This is a genomic window from Streptomyces sp. Je 1-332 (genome assembly GCF_040730185.1).
Lineage (GTDB): Bacteria > Actinomycetota > Actinomycetes > Streptomycetales > Streptomycetaceae > Streptomyces.
The window spans coordinates 976,504-992,720 of the sequence record NZ_CP160402.1 but is presented as its reverse complement, the minus strand read 5'-3'; the positions used below and the strand labels follow the sequence as shown (position 1 = coordinate 992,720).

The window sequence follows — 16,217 nt, the reverse complement described above, 5'->3', positions numbered from 1 at the left end:
GCCTCACATCTCGCGCATCCGGCCGATCTCCGTCGTCTGCTGGGCGATCACGTCGTTGGCCATCTCCTCGACCTGGATGTTGTTGCCGTCGGAGAGCACGTCCGTGGCCATCGTGACCGCGCCGTTGTGGTGCGTGATCATCAGCTTCAGGAAGAGCTCGTCGAACGTCTTGCCCTTCGCCGCGCGCAGCTGCTTCAACTGGCCATCGGTGGCCATGCCCGGCATCGTCCCGTGGTCGTGACCGGGCTGCTTCTTCGGGCCGCCGTGTTTCTTCAACCAGCCCTTCATGGCGCCTATTTCGGGGCGCTGCGCCGCCGAGATGCGGTCGGCCAGACGCTTGACCTTCTTGGAGTCGGCTCGTTTCGGGGCGAGTTCGGTCATCTTCAGGGCCTGGGCGTGGTGCGTGATCATCATCTGCGCGTAGGTGAAGTCCGCCGAGTTGGGGGCGTCGTCGTCGGTTCTCTGCTTGGCCGCGTCCTCGGCGGACATCGTCTCGGCACTCTCGCCCGGCTTGCCGGGAGCGATGACGGAGGGGCCGGGGGCCGCCTTCTTCCCCGGCTCGGAACCGGCGTCGGACCCTCCTGAGTCGCAGGCGCCGAGCGCCAGAACGGCGGCAGTGAGGAACACGGTGACGGCGGGCGTACGGCGGTGGTGCACGGCTGCCTCCTGTGGCGCGCGGGGGAGTTGGGGACCGTCCTAGCACGCTTACGTGCGTCGGTGATCAAAAACTTTCATTACAGATGCGTTGCCCATCTGTTGATCTGTGCATGATGAGCACGATACTGCGGGGTGTCCGTGAACCGTTCAACTACGAACGGCGACTAGGGAGGACGCAGTGATCCTGTTGAACAACCCCCGAACACGGCGCAGACGCTTCGGCGTCGGCGCGGCCGCGCTCGGTCTGATCGCCGCGCTGTTCAGCGCGGCGCCCGCCGGAGCGACGCCCGACCCGGGCGACTCGCCGGCCGCGCCCAAGAGCGTGTCGAAGAGCGACGCCGCCGACGCCAGGGCGGCCATCAAGAGCGGCGAGATACCCGCGCCCGACGAGATCGTGCACTCGAAGAACATCAAGCATCTCGCCAACATCCCCAAGGACGCACTGCCGGGAACCAACTCCGACCTCGCGTTCCAGGGGAAGTACGCCTTCGCGGGCAACTACGACGGCTTCCGTATCTTCGATATCAGCAACCCGAAGAAGCCGCGGACCGTCTCCCAAGTCCTGTGCCCCGGCTCGCAGAACGACATCTCGGTCTCCGGGAACCTGCTCTTCCTCTCCACCGACTCCTCGCGCAGCGACAGCTCCTGCAACAGCACCACGCAGCCCGCGACCGAGAAGTCCTCCTGGGAGGGCATGAAGGTCTTCGACATCAGCGACAAGCGGAACCCGCGGTACGTCTCCGCCGTCGAGACCGCCTGCGGCTCGCACACGCACACCCTGGTGCCGGAGAAGCGGAACGTCTACGTGTACGTCTCCTCGTACTCGCCGAGCGCCACGTTCCCCGACTGCCAGCCCCCGCACGACGGCATCTCCATCATCAAGGTGCCGCGCAAGGCCCCGCACAAGGCGGCGGTCGTCGACTTCCCCGTGCTCTTCCCCGGCGAGGGCCCTGACGGCGGCGGCAACCCGGGCGGGCCCACCAACCCCGGCGTCTCCAAGACCACCGGCTGCCACGACATCACCGTGCTGCCCTCCAAGGACCTCGCGGCGGGCGCCTGCATGGGCGACGGCATCCTCTTCTCCATCAAGAACCCCGAGAAGCCCAAGGTCATCGATCAGGTCCAGGACAACAAGAACTTCGCGTTCTGGCACTCGGCGACCTTCAACCAGAAGGCCGACAAGGTCGTCTTCACCGACGAGCTGGGCGGCGGTGGCGCCGCCACCTGCGACGAGGCCACGGGCCCGGAGCGCGGCGCCAACGGCATCTACGACATCAAGGGCAAGGGCGACCACCGCAGGCTCGTCTTCAAGAGCTACTACAAGATCCCGCGCCACCAGGCCACGACCGAGAACTGCGTGGCCCACAACGGCTCGCTGATCCCGGTGAAGGGCAAGGACCTGATGGTCCAGGCGTGGTACCAGGGCGGCGTCTCCGTCTGGGACTTCACCAACTCCTCGAAGCCGAAGGAGATCGGCTACTTCGAGCGCGGTCCCCTCAGCACCGACGCGATCCAGACCGGCGGCTCCTGGTCGGCGTACTACTACAACGGTTACGTCTACTCGAACGACATCGCCAAGGGCTTCGACGTCCTGAAGATCGACGACAAGCGGACGGATCCCGCCGAGCGGGTGCGCGTCCGTGAGCTCAACGTCCAGACCCAGCCGGACTACTTCGACTGAGTGGACCGCTCCGTGGATCGCCGGCCGGACCGCGTCTCCTGCGCGGCCTGATCGGCCACCCGCGCATGGGTCCCGCCGGGCGGCTCATCGCCCGGCGGGACCCCGAGCTCCCACGCGAGCCCGTACCGCTGGAACAGCTCGGCCCGCAGCGCGCCCGCGGGCATCGGCGCCCCCGGAAGCAGCACCGCGAAGACGGCGCCCATCAGCAGCGCGCGCAGCAGCGGATAGTCGGTGTCCACGTCGGGGGACCCATGGAGTACGACGGTGTCACGGAGCAGTTCGGCGAGGTGCTGCTGCTCGGGGCAGCGCACGAACCCGTCGGCCTGCAGGATCCCCGCCATGTGCGTGCGCATGAGGAGGGGCTGGTCACTGGCCAGGCCGAGGATCGCGTCGATGGCACGGGCCAGGAGCTCGTCCCCGTCCGTGGTCCGCGGCTCGCGTTCGAGTGCCGACTGGAGCGTGCGGTGCATCAGGCGGTGCACCGCGGACTGCAGGAGCTGACGCTTGCCGGGGAAGTAGTACGACACCAGGCCGCGGGCCGAGCCCGCGCGGTCCGCGATGTCGCCCAGTGTCGTCGCCTCATAACCGCGTTCGCTCACCAGCTCGACCGTGGCCTGCAGGAGTCGTTCCCTGGACCGCCTTCGCAACTCTTCATTGACCGATGCGCTACGCGGGGACATCCTGTAACTCCTGCGTTGACTGGCTCGCAGCCAGTATACTCAGCGTGGCACGGACCGAGACCCACAGTGGTCGACTCGTGGTTCGTACGGCCTGGGGCAGGCAACACCGCGGGGGAGTGTTGCCTGCTCACAGGTGCCGATCGGCCGAACCGTCCTTACAGTGGGCCGGGGGGCCGAGGAGGCGTACTGAGATGGATCAAGAGCAGATTCTGTCCCGGATCGCGTCGATGGTCGACGACGAGCGGACGCTGCGGGAATCACTGGCGTCGGGCGCGATCGACGAGGCGACGGAGCGTGCGAGGCTCGGCGTGCTCGAGCGTGAACTCGACCAGTGCTGGGACCTGCTGCGCCAGCGGCGCGCGAAGGCGGAGTTCGGCGAGAACCCGGACGAGGCACGGGTGCGGCCGGCCGCCGAGGTCGAGAACTACCGGTCATAGCTCCCGCCTCTGGGCGGCGGGCGGCGGGTCGGCTCGGAGTGGCAGGGAGCGGTTGCGGGCCCGGCTTCGTCAGGGCGTTTCGGTCGGGTGGGTGCCTGGGCGAGTGCCTGGGCGGTACGCGTACGTGGCGATCGCGAGGGCCACCATCAGCGCGCCGAGGAGCCAGCCGCCGACGACGTCCGAGGGCCAGTGCACGCCGTTCCAGATGCGGGTCACGCCGACCCCGACGACGGAGACCGCGGCGAGTGCGACGGCCGTGCGCCACGCGGCGGGGCCGACGCCGTACACGCGCAGCAGCCACAGGATCAGACCGCAGACCACCGTCGCCGTCATGGCGTGCCCCGAGGGGAACGCCGCGAAGTGGGCGGAGTCCACCGGGTCCGGCCACGTCGGGCGCGGCTTGTCGACCGCCGCCTTGAGGCCCTGTTGAACCACCGTGCCCACCGCGCAGGTGACCGCGAGCCACAGAGCGAGCCAGTGCGCCCCGCGGAAGGCGAGCCACACCACGGCCGTGGTGATCAAGGCGCGCATCGTCCACGGGTCCCACACCCAGTCGGTCAGGATGCGGCTCGCGTGGGTGAGGCCGTCGTTCGCGACGGCCCAGCGGTGCGTGGTGCGCGCGATGTCGCCGTCGACGGTGCCGAGCGGGCCCCACTCCAGCTCGACCAGGATGATCAGCAGGAGCGCGGGGACGCACAGGAGCCCGGCGACGAGCGGGGCGCGGGGCCTTCGCGGTCGGGGCGCGGGGGGCGGGCCGGGCGGCGAATCGAGCGGTGCGGCGGGGTGCATGGGGAAATCCTCGTTGATGGATGGTGCCGGAGGCCATCCCGGGGTGCGGTCCCGCGGGGCGAGCCTCGGCAGCCTCGGTCCGGGCTGTCAGCGCGTCGGCCTCCGGTGGTAGGTGGGTTTGCCCCGGTGTTTGCGGCTCCGGGGCCTTGGTTTGCGGGGTGGTGGTGCACCGGATTCTGGTGGTAGGCGGTGTACCCCGTTATGCACAGCTAAGGCAGGCGAGTTTTGAGGGGCGGTTACGTACTGGCCTCTGGTGGCGGGCGGTGTGCCCCGGTGCGGGGGCGGCCTGGCGGTGCCCGTCCGGGCCGGTAGCGTGCTGGCGCCTCCGGCGGCGGGCGGTCAACCTCGGTGTGTGCAGCCCCGGGAGCCTCGGTTTGAGGGGCGGCGGTGCGGCGGTGCGCCGGACCCCTGGTGGTAGGCGGTGTACCAGGGTGCGGCAGCCCGGCAGCCCGGCAGCCCGGCAGCCACAGCCCGGGCCGGTAGTGCGCGGCCCCCGGTGGCGGCACGCCGTTACCCCAGTGCGTGCAACCCCGGCACGAACGTCACCAGGAGCGGGACCACCGGGACCAGTGCCGCGGCGGCCGTCAGGCGCAGTCGCCGGCCCGCGGTGAGGCGGGGGCGCGCGGAGAGCAGGCGGTGCACCCGCTGCGGCACGTGGGCCTGCGGTGTCGGACAGGGGCCGAACACGCCGCGGTCCTCGTTGAGCTCGATCAGCGCCAGGGCGATCGTGAGCCGCCCGAAGCGCCGCGAGGCCACGTCGTCGGCGGCCAGCTCGACCAGGCGGTGCATCTCGTCCCGGAACGCGGCGAAGACAGGCACCTGCGGGAACCCCGTGGCCAGCGCGCCCGAGCAGTGCAGGAGCCAGTCGTGCCGTGCCTGCGCGTGCCCTTGCTCATGGGCGAGCACCGCATCCAGCTGACGGCCCTTCAGGCGCCGCAAAGCAGCGGTGGTGATGACCAGTTGGGGCGCCGCCCCCGGCAGCCACCAGGCGTCGGGCCGCTCACCCTCCAGGACGACGAGACGGTCGGCGCCGGGTTCCTCGCCGGGCAACAGCGGTGCGCGCAGCAGGAGTTCGGCGCGCCCCTTGCGCCGCCTCGACCGAGCCCGGGCGATCTCCCGGGTCAGCATCGCCGCGGTCCACACCCCGCCGAGGGCCAGCGCCACGGCCGTCGCAGGAGCCCAGGAGCCGCCCGCACCGAGCGCGTACGCCTCGACGACATCGTGCGGGGCGGGCGCGAAGACGTGGCCGCGCACCGCCTGCCACGCGGCGGCGGCGCTCAGGGTCATCGACAGGGCGCAGCACATGAGCACACCCGCCACGACGCACTGCCACGCCCACAGCGCGACCACCGGTTCACGCTCCGGCCAGTCGGCGCGTGCGAGGAGGCGCGGAGCGACGACGGCGGTGAGGGCGCCCAGCAGCAACAGCGCAACGGGGAGCAACATGCGTCAAGACTATGAGGGCGACGCTGTCGGAGGGTATGGCCTATCGCCTCAAGTGACGCACGCCACGGCTGTTCGCGGGGTATCACCCCTTACGGCCGCCAGGCTCTCCCCCAGGGTTCCGCGGCGGACTACAGCGTCAGCAGCATCGCGATCATGGCGATCCCCATGGACAGGCGGCACGCCATCGCCAGTTCGGTACGGTCACCCCACCCCATGACCGCGCCGGCGCCACCGCCCCCGCCTTCCGCCGCCGCGAGCGTCGGGACGGGCAGCAGGCGGGCGCCCGACCACAGCACGTACCCGGCGAAGTAGAGCAGCAGTGCCCCGGTGAGTGCCGGGGCGCCCCCGCCCCCGTGACCCGCGTGCGCGGTGGGCGTCGCGGCCATGGCCGCCGCCATGTAGACCATGGCGCACGCGCCGACCAGGTGATGAAGGTGGTGCCGGTTGTGCCGGGCCGCCCAGAGCGCGCGGAGTGCTGCCGCGCCGAACACGACCGCGTACCCCAGCCAGGCCCACCGGGGCGGGGCGATCACGGCCGCGGGCAGGGCCATCAGGGCCATTCCGAACCCCATGAGTGCCTCACTGCCGGCGGTGTGGCGCTGTGCCTCGATCCTGCTGCGCATCCGCAGCAGACAGTAGGCCCCGGTCGCCGCGCACAGCGCGACGAGCAGCCAGCCGGCCTGCGCCGGTCCGTGCACCGCGCACCTCCCCGATCGACGGTGTCCCTGGGGTCGATGCCCTTCCGCGGTGAGTCGTACGCGAGCGCATGGGTGTACGCGGGGAGCGCGGAGGGGGCGGATGCGGGGTGACGCAAGAGACTTCCGAGGTAAATCATTCGCGAGTAAAACACTTGCTAAGGTTCTGGGTATGAGCAGTGCGCCACCCCCTTCGCCCCGCCCCTCCGGCCCCTCCCGCGCCCGTCGCCTCCCGCTCGCCGGTGTGCTGCGTCCGGGCAAGCCGTCCGACATCTGGTTCAAGCCCGCGTCGAGCGTGGTCGTCGCCACCGCGATACCGAATCTGACGCTCCTCGCGCTCGGTCGCCTCGACCTCGTCATGTACACGATGGCCGGATCGTTCTGCGCCCTCTACACCCACAACCTCCCGTACGCCGCGCGGGGCCGCGCCCTGGCCGGGGTTGTCCTTGGCATGCTCGCCGGCGTCGGCATCGCCATGGTCGCCGCCTCGCTCACCTCGTCGGCGGCGGTGCTCGTGGCGGTCGGAGCGCTGCTCGCCGCCGCGCAGAAGACGCTCTGCGACGCCACCCGCATCGGCCCGCCGGGCCACCTCATCTTCACGTTCATCAGCTCCGCCACGCTGTTCGCGCCGCAGGCCATCGAACAGGTCCCCGGCCACCTCGCCCTGACGCTCGGCGCGGGCGCCGTGGCCTGGCTGGTCGGCATGGCCCCCGCCCTGGTGCGCCCGCACGGCCCCGAACGCCGGGCCACCGCGCGGGCCCTGCGGGCGACGGCCGCGTACGTCGAGGCCGCGGGCCCCGGCCGTGAGCGCGCCCGCCCCGCTGCGGCGGCGGCCGTCCACGCGGCCTGGCAGTCACTGCTCGCCGCCGGTGCCCGCACCGCGGCGCGCCGCGCCCTGGAGCGCCTGGTCATCCGCGCCGAGGAAGCCCTGGCGGCGCCGTCCGCCGCGGACCCCGCGCTGCTGCGTTCCTGGGCGGACGGTCTGCGCGGCACAGGAGCGGTGCCGCGCCCCGGCGGCATACGAAGTGCCGCGGACGATGAACTCCTCGGAGTGGAAGCGGAGTTGGCGGCTGCGCAGTCGGACAGGGCCTCCCTGTGGCGGCGCCTCGGCCCCGGATCACCCCTGCTGCCCATCGCGCTGCGCACGGCGGTCGGCTGCGCGCTCGCGGGATACGCGTCGTTGGCCCTCGGCGTCGGCCGCCCCTACTGGGCCCTCGTCACGGCGGCGTCCCTCTACCAGGCCAATGTCACGCTCACCTGGAACAGAGGAGTGCAACGCGTCGTCGGCAACCTCGTCGGAGTACTCGCCTTTGCCGCGATCGCCCCGCTGGCCCACCTCAGCCACGCCGCGCTGATCTTCTGCTGCCTGGCGCTCGCCTTCGGGGCGGAGGCGCTGATCGGCCGCAACTACTGGCTGGGCAGTGTGTGCGTCACGCCGATGGCGCTCCTCGTCACCGAGTTCGCACGGTTCCAGCAGCCCGGAGAGCTCATGCTCGACCGGGTCGTGGACACGTTCGTCGGCGCGCTGCTCGGCGTCGTCGCGGCGATCGCCGTCACCAACCGGCGCGCCGCCGACCACATCGAGCTGGCCATCGACGCCACGGACCGGGCCCGCGCCCACGCCGAACAGGCCCTGGCGGCCCCGCTCCCCACCCCCGGCACCCTGCGCCCGGCGCGCCGCGGCCTGACGGCCGCGCTCGTCGACCTGCGCACCGCCCATGACGCGGCGGCGGGCGAATGGTGGCAGCGCGCCCTGCCGGAGCAGCGGGTGCTGGCCGCCGAGCAGGCCGGACACCGTACGCTCGCGGCGACGGTACGAGGCCTGGAGCACGGCGAACGCGTACGGGCGTGACGAGCCGGGCGACGAGAAGGGGCGAGGACAGGAGCACATGAGGAACCACACCGACGGCCCCACGTCGAGCAGAGCCGCGCCCCGCGCGAAGGACACCGACGCGCCCCCGGCGGGCAGCTCCGCGGCAGGCTCCGGCGCGGCATATGCCCCCCGCGACACCGTCGCCGCCGTCGTGCGGCAGTGGCAGGCCGTGCGGCCGGACATCGACACCGGGCCGATGGAGGTCATCGGTCGTATCAACCGGTGCGCGGCCCTTCTGCAGCAGGCCGAGGACGCGCCGTTGCGCCGGGTCGGCCTGACCCGGCCCGAGTTCGATCTGCTCGGGGCGCTGCGCCGCACCGGTCACGAACTGACCCCGGGCGAACTGGCCCGCGAGACCTTCTCCTCGGGCGCGGCTGTCACCAAGCGCCTCAAGCAGCTCCAGGAGCGGGATCTGGTCGACCGGCGCGTGGACACCCGTGACCGCCGTGTCTCGCATGTCGGCCTGACCGACGCCGGCCGCGACTTGGTCGACTCGATCCTGCCCGACCAACTCGCCTACGAGACCGTGGTCCTCGCGGGGCTCGACGAGGACGGCCAGGGCCAACTCAGCGCGCTGCTGGGGGATTTGCTGGGCCAGCTGGAGGGCCGGCTCGGGCTGTCGCCGGGGTTCGGGGGGTCTCGCCGGGGTGCCGGGGGTGAGGACACTCTTCCCTGACGGTTCCTGTCACCCCCGTTGACGGTTCCGTCTCCTGTCACCCCCGTTGGCGGTTCCGTCTCCTGTTACCCCCGTTGACGACGAACTCGCCGGGGCTGGACCGCGGCCGACGGCCGTCACGAACCCACGGTGTGACGCTCCCCGCCCCTCCGTTCGCCCCTCCCCAAGGAGCCTCCGTATGCCCCCCACAGCCGAAGCCGGCGGCGAGCAGGGTCCGCCCGATCCCGCGGCCTCGCCCCTCGACGGCCTCCCCACCCTCCGCGGCGTGGCCCGCCCCTCCCTCTGGCTGCTTCTCGTCCCCGTCCTGCTTTACGGCGCCGCCCCGTTCGTAGCCAACCGCATCGAGCCCCGCGTCCTGGGCGTCCCCTTCCTCCTGGCCTGGGTCATCGCCGCCACGGTGGTCAGTCCGCTGGTCATCTGGCTCGCCGCCCGGCTCGACCCGGCCTACCGCGCGGGCGCCGTCGAACCGCTTCCGGGCGACGACCTCGTCAGCGGCACCGGCACCGGCACCGGCACAGGGACCGACACCGAAGGAGGCCGCCGATGAACGGCTCAGCAGCCGTCGCCACCACCATCTTCGCGCTCGCCATGGCCGCCACCATCGGGATCGGCCTGTGGAGCGCCCGCGGCCGGTCCAAGGGCCTCGCCGAGTGGTCCGTCTCCAGCCGCGGACTCGGCGTCCTGTTCATCTGGCTGCTCATGGCCGGCGAGACGTACACGAGCTTCTCGTTCCTCGGCACCGCGGGCTGGTCGTACTCCTTCGGGGCGCCGATCCTCTACCTCGTCGCCTACCTGACCGTCGGTTTCGCCGTCGCGTACGTCGTCGGGCCCGCCCTGTGGACGTACGCGAGTCGGCACAACCTCATCTCCATCGCGGACATCGCCGAATTCCGGTTCCGCTCACGGCCGGTGGGGATTGTCGTCGCCGTCGTCGCGACGGTCTTCATCGTCCCCTACATCCAGGTGCAGATTCAGGGCATGGGCGTCGTCGTGAACGCGATGACGTACGGCAGTGTCGATCTGAAGGTGGCCGCCGTCATCTCCTTCGTCGTGGCCGAGGTGTTCATCCTCGTGTCCGGGCTGCGCGGTTCGGCGTGGGTCAGCGCGCTCAAGGACATGCTGGTGATCGTCGCCGTCGTGTTCCTCGCCGTGTACATCCCGATGCACTACCTCGGCGGCCTCGGCGACTTCATGCGGCGCATGGTGACCGAGAAGCCCGAGTGGCTGACCTTCCCCGGGCACGAGTCCGGCGGGCGCGACGCCATGTGGTTCCTGAGCACCGTGGTGCTCAACGCCGTGACGATCACCATCTTCCCGACCACCGTCGCGGGCTACCTCAGCGCGAAGAGCCCGAACGCGCTGCGCCGCAACGCGCTGCTCCTGCCCTGGTACCAACTCCTCCTGTTCGTACCGATGGTGGTCGGCGCGACGGCCCTGTTCGTGATGCCGACCCTGGGCAACCCCGACCTGGCGCTCTTCAGCCTCGTCACCGACTCGCTGCCCTCACCCGTCGTCGCGCTCATCGGCGTCGCGGGCGCGCTCTCGGCGATCGTGCCGATGAGCGTCTTCATGCTCTCCATCGGCACGCTGTGGGGGCGCACGGTACTCGGCGGCGGCAACGGCGCCGACCCGCGAGCGCGCCGCCGCCCGCCGGGCAAGGCCGGGGACGCGAACGACATGCGGGCCAAGCGGCTCTCCCAACTGGTCTGCGTCATCGCCGGCCTGATCGCCCTCGGCGGCAGCCTCTTCTACCCCAACACCCTCGTTGAGCTCTCCGTCCTGTCGTACGAGGGTCTGGCGCAGCTGGTGCCTGTCGTGCTCCTGGCCCTGTACTGGCGGCGGTTGACCGCTCGGGCCGCCGTCGCCGGGATGCTCACCGGGCTCGTGGTGATGACCGCGCTGTGGGCCACCGACAACGACCCGTACCACGGGGTGAACGGTGGCATCATCGCCCTCGCGGCCAACCTCGTCGTACTGCTCGCGGTCGTCCGGATCGCGCCGGGTCCCGGGCCGGCCGGGGCACCCGCCGCCAACCCGGCCGCGCCGGAAGAGAGTTCGGCGGAAACCACCGCGAAGCCCTGAAGGAGCCCCGATGCCGGACAGTGACAGTTTCGAGGTGCCGGGGCTCGACGATCCCGTGGAGATCCGGATCGATCAGTGGGGCGTCCCGCATCTGTACGCCGCGTCCCAGGACGACCTCTTCCTGGCCCAGGGCTTCAACGCGGCCCGCGACCGCCTCTTCCAGCTCGACCTGTGGCGGCGCCGCGGACTCGGTCTGCTCGCCGAGGTGCTGGGGGAGCGGTACGCCGAACACGACCGCGCGGCACGGCTGTTCCTCTACCGCGGCGACATGGGCGAGGAGTGGCGGGCGTACGGCGACGACACGGAGCGGGTGACGACATCCTTCGTCGCCGGCATCAACGCCTACGTGTCGATGTGCCGCACGGACACGACGCAACTCCCGCCCGAATTCGCCCTCTTGGGCTATGAGCCCGCCTACTGGCAGCCGTCCGACGTGGCCCGCATCCGCAGCCACGGCCTCCAGTACAACCTCCGCGACGAAGTCACCCGAGCGCTCACCCTGCGCGACCACGGCCCCGAGGCGGAGGAGCTGCGCCGCCGACGCGAGCCCGCCCCGCACGAACTGCGCGTCCCCGAGGGCCTCGATCTGTCCGTCATCCCCGCCGACGTCCTGCGCGTGTACGAGATGGCCACCATGCCCCCGTGGGCCGCGGAAGCGGCGCCCCGCCAGGGCCTCGACGGCTCCAACAACTGGGTCATCGCCCCGTCCCGCACCGCCACCGGGCGCCCCCTCCTGGCCAACGACCCGCACCGCGGGATCGCCCTGCCCGCCCTGCGCTACCTCGCGCACCTCTCGGCGCCCGGCATCGATGCCATCGGAGCGGGCGAACCTGCCCTGCCCGGCATCTCCATCGGCCACAACGGCCACGTCGCCTTCGGCCTGACGATCTTCCCGATCGACCAGGAGGACCTGTACGTCTACCGCACCAACCCGGCGAACCCGCACGAGTACTGGTACGAGGACCGCTGGGAGCCGATGACACGCGTAGCGGAGTCGATCCCGGTGCGCGACGGTGACGCGGTCAGGGCCGACCTGTGGTTCACCCGCCACGGCCCGGTGATCCGCGAACTCCCCGAACGCAACGCCGCGTTCGCGGTCCGCGCGGCCTGGCTCGGCCCCGGTATGGCCCCCTACCTCGGCAGCATGGACTACATGCGGGCCGCGACCCCCGACGCGTTCGTGGCGGCGATGCGCCGCTGGGGAGCGCCCGGCGAGAACCAGGTCTACGCCGCTCCCGACGGCACGATCGGCTGGCGCCCCGCGGGACGGGTCCCCGTCCGCCCCGGCTGGGACGGCACGCTCCCGGTACCGGGCGACGGCCGCTACGAATGGGACGGTTTCCTGGACGTCGAGGAACTGCCCTCGGCCCGCGACCCGGCCGAGGGCTGGCTCGCCACGGCCAACCAACTCAACCTGCCGGCGAGGTACCCGAATGCGGAGAAGACGGTGACGTACGACTGGTACGCACCGACCCGCCACGACCGCATCACGGAGGAACTGGACGCGCACGCGGCGTGGACGGTCGAGGACTGCGTACGACTACAGACGGATTACGTGAGCCTGCCGGCTCGGCGGATACAGCGACTGCTCGCGGAGTCGGCGGACGCAGATACCCCGCCCCCGGCCGCGACGCCCTCCGGGGACCGTCTCCCCGCCGCTCTCGCGATCCTTCGCGAATGGGACGCCCGGCTCACCGTCGACTCGCCCGGTGCCGCCCTCTTCGAGGCGTGGTACCGGCGGCATCTGCGGCCCGCACTCCTGGCGCGGGCCCTTGACGGGATCGTGGGCGAGGAGCAGCGGGAACGGGCGCTGGCGCGGGTTCTGCCCGTTGAGGATGCCGCTGCGGATCCCCGCGTCGATCTGGAGCTCCTCGGCCGTGACCCGGATCCCGAACTGCTGCTCGGCACGCTCTCCGCGGCCGTCGACGAACTCACCGTGCTCCTGGGGGACGATCCGGACACCTGGTCGTGGGGCGGCCTCCATCACGCCCACCCGCACCATCCCATCGTCGCCCTGCTCGACGGGCCCGCACCGGAGTGGGCATCCGTGGGGCCCGTTCCGCGCGGCGGCAGCGGGGACACCGTCGGCGCCGCCGCCTACGGGGCCGGGTTCGGGCAGACCGCGGGGGCCACCTTCCGGATCGTCGTGGACGTCGGCTCCTGGGACGACTCCGTGGCGATGAACTCACCGGGGCAGTCCGGCGTTCCGGGCAGCCCGCACTACGACGACCTGTTCGCGAGCTGGGCCGCCGACGACTCCTTCCCGCTGCTCTACTCGCGCGAGGCGGTGGAGAAGCACACGCGGCGGACCATCACGCTGCGGCCGCCCGCCGCGACGGCTCAGGCCGCCGACCCGAAGGGCAGATAGTCCACTTCGTACCCGAAGCAACGGGGGCCGGTCAGCGCGAGGCCGGCCGGAGTGGTCCAGCGCGGATCGCAGCGGGCGGTGAAGACGCTGACACGCAGGCCGTAACGCAGGCCCTCCGTGGTCACCGGGTCACCGGTCTCGCTGTCCAGGACACAGATCAGGTCGGGCGTGGTAGCCACCGGCGCCCCGTCACGCGTGGCCATCAAGTGCTCGTTCTGGAAGCCCAGTTCGAGCACGCGGCCCGCCTCGCCCCGCGTCCCCTCGACGCGGGCGTGACCGCGCGCGAAGCCCCCCTCCGTGCGGCGGCTCACGTCGGTCACCTTGCCCGTCAGGAGGGGGACTCCGTGCAGCATCGCCCGCGCAGCCGCCACCGGATCGCCGTGCGCGGCGCGCGCCTCGCGTACCACCGCGCCGAGCCGTCCGGCGAGCGTCAGCGTCGCGGGGACGAGACCGTCGGCGAGTTGATCGCCCCGCAGCACCGTGTCGGCGCAGCTGATCTGGCAGCCGAGTTCCACGCACACCGCACGGGCGATCCGCTCGGCCGCGTGATTGTCGACGGCCTCGACGACGACGGTGTTGCCCTTGTCGTCCGCCAGCGCCATCGGCGAGTTGCTGATCCCGGCGAGACCGGGCAGCACCATCTGCGCCTCGGGGAAGGCCCGCCCCATCGCGTCCCCGTCCACGAGCGGCAGCCCGGTCTGCGCGGCGCACGCGATCGGCAGCATCGAGTTGACCCCGCCGACCTCCAGCGGCGTGAGATGCGTGGCCCGGCGCCCCAAGTGGCGCTCCAGGGCACGCAGCGCCGCCAGGTTCTCGCGCCCGCTCGGCACCCGCTCCAAAAGGACGGTGGGCGCGCCCATGCCGGAGATGGGGACCACCGTCGCCTCGGCGTCGACCTCGTCGATGCGGGCGACCCGCACCGGACCGTGCGCGCGGATCGCCTCGCGGGCGAGCAGCTTGCCGATGTAGGGGTCGCCGCCCCCGCCCGTGCCGAGGATGCCGGCGCCCCGGGCGATGTCGTCGAGGTTGTCGAGGGTGATCTCACGCACGGGAGGCCGCCCCGACGCCGGCAGCGGTGGCCTTGCGCCCGACGCCGGGCACGGTGGCCTCGCGCCCCGCGCCCGACACCGTGACCTCGTCCAGACGCCCCAGGTCCAGATCGCCGACGGCCTTGACGCGGATGCGCGTGGCGCCGCCGGGCAGATAGGCGAGCGGCACCTCCTCGATGTCGACGACGCGTACGCTGCCGGGCCGCGCCCCGGCGTCCAGCGCACGCCCGACGGCCTCCTCGCGGGCCCCGGCGAGCACCGTGTCCCGGTGCCCTTCGGGGACGCGGAAGACCCGGTCGACCTCGCCGCCGACCTGCGCGATCGCCGCGCCCACCGCGTTGGCCACGTCGAAGTGGCCGGGCCTGCGGACATCGGCGAAGCCGGGCAGCACCTGCGGCACGAGGACGGAACCGCCCCCCACGGCGACCACTGGCAGCGCCGCCGCCGACGTCCGCATCCGGTCGACGCCGTCGGCGATCCGCTCGGCGACACGGTCCAGAGCCCGCCGGGTGAACTCGCGCCCCAGATGGGCGACATGAGAACCGTCCCCGATGTCCGCGCGCCCCGCGGCCACCGCGAGGTCCGTCGCCGTGAGCCGCGTGCCGCCGAACACGAGCGCTTCCTCCGTGAGCCGGTAGCCCACCGACCGGGGCCCCGTCTCACCGTCACGCGACACCAGGGACCCGCCCCCGATGCCGAGCGAAAGGACGTCAGGAATACGGAAGTTGGTGCGGATCCCGGCGGCCTCGCTCTCGCCCGCCGTCTCGCGCGGAAACCCCCCGGTGAGGACCCCGATGTCGGCCGTGGTGCCGCCCACGTCGACGACCGCGCAGTCGCCGAGCCCGGAGAGGAGGGCCGCGCCCCGCATCGAGTTGGTCGGCCCCGAAGCGAACGTCGCGACGGGGTAGGCGCGCGCGAAGTCCACGTCCATCAGCGTTCCGTCGTTCTGCGAGAGGAAGAACGGCGCCGTGATCGACATCTCGGCCAGCGCCTTGCCGAACGACTCGACGATGACCGTCGCGAGGTCCCGCAGCGACGCGTTGATGATCGTGGCGTTCTCGCGCGCGAGCAGCCCGACCCGCCCGAGATCGTGCGAGAGCGAGAAGTGCACGCCCTCGCCCAGTTCCCGCCGCAGGATCTCGGCGGCGCGCCACTCGTCGACCTCCGCGACCGGCGAGAACACCGACGACACGGCGACGGAGGTGAGACCGCGCGCGTGGATGTCGGCCGCCGTCCGCCGCAGCTCGTCCGGGTCGAGTGGTGACAGGGGCCGTCCGTCGAACTCCCGGCCGCCGTGGCAGAGATAGCCGTGGCCGCCGAGAGCCGCCCGCTGCCGCGCCGGCCAGTCCGCCATGGGCGGCAGGGCGGCGGTGGCGGGCAGACCGAGGCGTACGGCGGCCACGGGAGTGAGCCGGTCGCCCTCGACGAGCGCGTTGAGGAAGTGCGTGGTGCCGATCATCACCGCGGTGATGGATTCGACGGGCGGTGCGAGGGCCTGGATCGCCGCGGTGACGCCGGAGGTGATGTCGGGGGTGGTCGGTGACTTGGTGGCCGCGAGCACGCGGTCGTCGTGCCCGAGGAGGGCGGCGTCGGTGTTGGTCCCACCGACGTCGATGCCGATACGCATGGTGGTGGAGTCCTTCGTGTGGCGAGGGGCGGGTGATGCGTAGTACGGACGTGGCGCGCGTCGCGATCAACCAGGCGGTGAGACGGCGGATTCCGGGGCGTCTCCGGGTCATCTGACGGCGGCATCGGCCTTCGGACGAGGGCCGAGGCGCTCCGGA

At 72.0% G+C, this 16,217-nt stretch carries 14 protein-coding genes; 7 read left to right on the top strand and 7 right to left on the bottom strand.

Going from position 1 to position 16,217, the window contains the following annotated elements; translation table 11 throughout:
- Positions 1-3 precede the first annotated feature (3 nt).
- On the bottom strand, positions 4-657 hold the full coding sequence (locus tag ABXJ52_RS04615) for a DUF305 domain-containing protein (protein ID WP_367039396.1): 654 nt from the start codon (positions 655-657) through the stop codon (positions 4-6).
- Between the two features lie 178 nt (positions 658-835).
- Here ABXJ52_RS04615 and ABXJ52_RS04610 point away from each other — a divergent pair, with 178 nt between their 5' ends.
- Positions 836-2,338 (top strand): hypothetical protein, encoded by a 1,503-nt coding sequence (locus ABXJ52_RS04610; protein ID WP_367039394.1) that lies wholly within the window; start codon positions 836-838, stop codon positions 2,336-2,338.
- Here ABXJ52_RS04610 and ABXJ52_RS04605 read toward each other — a convergent pair.
- On the bottom strand, positions 2,326-3,018 hold the full coding sequence (locus tag ABXJ52_RS04605; protein WP_367039392.1) for a helix-turn-helix domain-containing protein: 693 nt from the start codon (positions 3,016-3,018) through the stop codon (positions 2,326-2,328). The two genes, ABXJ52_RS04610 and ABXJ52_RS04605, sit on opposite strands and share 13 nt — an antisense overlap.
- A gap of 191 nt (positions 3,019-3,209) precedes the next feature.
- Here ABXJ52_RS04605 and ABXJ52_RS04600 point away from each other — a divergent pair, with 191 nt between their 5' ends.
- Entirely contained in the window at positions 3,210-3,455 is a 246-nt protein-coding gene (locus tag ABXJ52_RS04600) for a DUF2630 family protein (protein WP_367039390.1), read from the top strand.
- A gap of 69 nt (positions 3,456-3,524) precedes the next feature.
- Here ABXJ52_RS04600 and ABXJ52_RS04595 read toward each other — a convergent pair whose 3' ends face one another.
- The 3 genes from ABXJ52_RS04595 to ABXJ52_RS04585 form a co-directional block, all read right to left on the bottom strand.
- Positions 3,525-4,244, bottom strand: a complete 720-nt coding sequence (locus ABXJ52_RS04595; RefSeq protein WP_367039389.1) for a phosphatase PAP2 family protein — start codon at positions 4,242-4,244, stop codon at positions 3,525-3,527.
- Positions 4,245-4,754: 510 nt separating this feature from the next.
- A complete protein-coding gene (locus ABXJ52_RS04590) occupies positions 4,755-5,690 on the bottom strand; it encodes a M56 family metallopeptidase (RefSeq protein ID WP_367039385.1) in 936 nt (311 codons plus the stop codon).
- Positions 5,691-5,818: 128 nt separating this feature from the next.
- The gene (locus ABXJ52_RS04585) at positions 5,819-6,388 is read right to left on the bottom strand and encodes a DUF5134 domain-containing protein (RefSeq protein WP_367039383.1); all 570 of its coding nucleotides are present in this window, start codon (positions 6,386-6,388) and stop codon (positions 5,819-5,821) included.
- A gap of 169 nt (positions 6,389-6,557) precedes the next feature.
- On the opposite strand from ABXJ52_RS04585, the gene ABXJ52_RS04580 reads away from it, so the two are divergent.
- The 5 genes from ABXJ52_RS04580 to ABXJ52_RS04560 all read left to right on the top strand — a co-directional run bounded on the left by ABXJ52_RS04580 (position 6,558) and on the right by ABXJ52_RS04560 (position 13,384).
- Positions 6,558-8,237: an FUSC family protein gene (locus ABXJ52_RS04580; RefSeq protein ID WP_367039382.1), complete on the top strand. Its 1,680-nt coding sequence runs from the start codon at positions 6,558-6,560 to the stop codon at positions 8,235-8,237.
- Between the two features lie 37 nt (positions 8,238-8,274).
- Entirely contained in the window at positions 8,275-8,934 is a 660-nt protein-coding gene (locus tag ABXJ52_RS04575) for a MarR family winged helix-turn-helix transcriptional regulator (protein ID WP_367039380.1), read from the top strand.
- A gap of 178 nt (positions 8,935-9,112) precedes the next feature.
- A complete protein-coding gene (locus tag ABXJ52_RS04570) occupies positions 9,113-9,481 on the top strand; it encodes a DUF3311 domain-containing protein (protein WP_367039378.1) in 369 nt (122 codons plus the stop codon).
- On the top strand, positions 9,478-11,016 hold the full coding sequence (locus ABXJ52_RS04565) for a sodium:solute symporter family protein (RefSeq protein WP_367039376.1): 1,539 nt from the start codon (positions 9,478-9,480) through the stop codon (positions 11,014-11,016). The genes ABXJ52_RS04570 and ABXJ52_RS04565 overlap by 4 nt, the downstream gene beginning before the upstream one ends.
- Before the next feature lie 10 nt (positions 11,017-11,026).
- The gene (locus tag ABXJ52_RS04560) at positions 11,027-13,384 is read left to right on the top strand and encodes a penicillin acylase family protein (protein WP_367039375.1); all 2,358 of its coding nucleotides are present in this window, start codon (positions 11,027-11,029) and stop codon (positions 13,382-13,384) included.
- On the opposite strand, the gene ABXJ52_RS04555 is transcribed toward ABXJ52_RS04560, so the two are convergent.
- Both ABXJ52_RS04555 and ABXJ52_RS04550 read right to left on the bottom strand, forming a co-directional pair.
- Positions 13,357-14,433: a DUF917 domain-containing protein gene (locus tag ABXJ52_RS04555; RefSeq protein ID WP_367039373.1), complete on the bottom strand. Its 1,077-nt coding sequence runs from the start codon at positions 14,431-14,433 to the stop codon at positions 13,357-13,359. The two genes, ABXJ52_RS04560 and ABXJ52_RS04555, sit on opposite strands and share 28 nt — an antisense overlap.
- A complete protein-coding gene (locus ABXJ52_RS04550; protein ID WP_367039371.1) occupies positions 14,426-16,060 on the bottom strand; it encodes a hydantoinase/oxoprolinase family protein in 1,635 nt (544 codons plus the stop codon). The genes ABXJ52_RS04555 and ABXJ52_RS04550 overlap by 8 nt, the downstream gene beginning before the upstream one ends.
- Between the last annotated feature and the right edge of the window lie 157 nt (positions 16,061-16,217).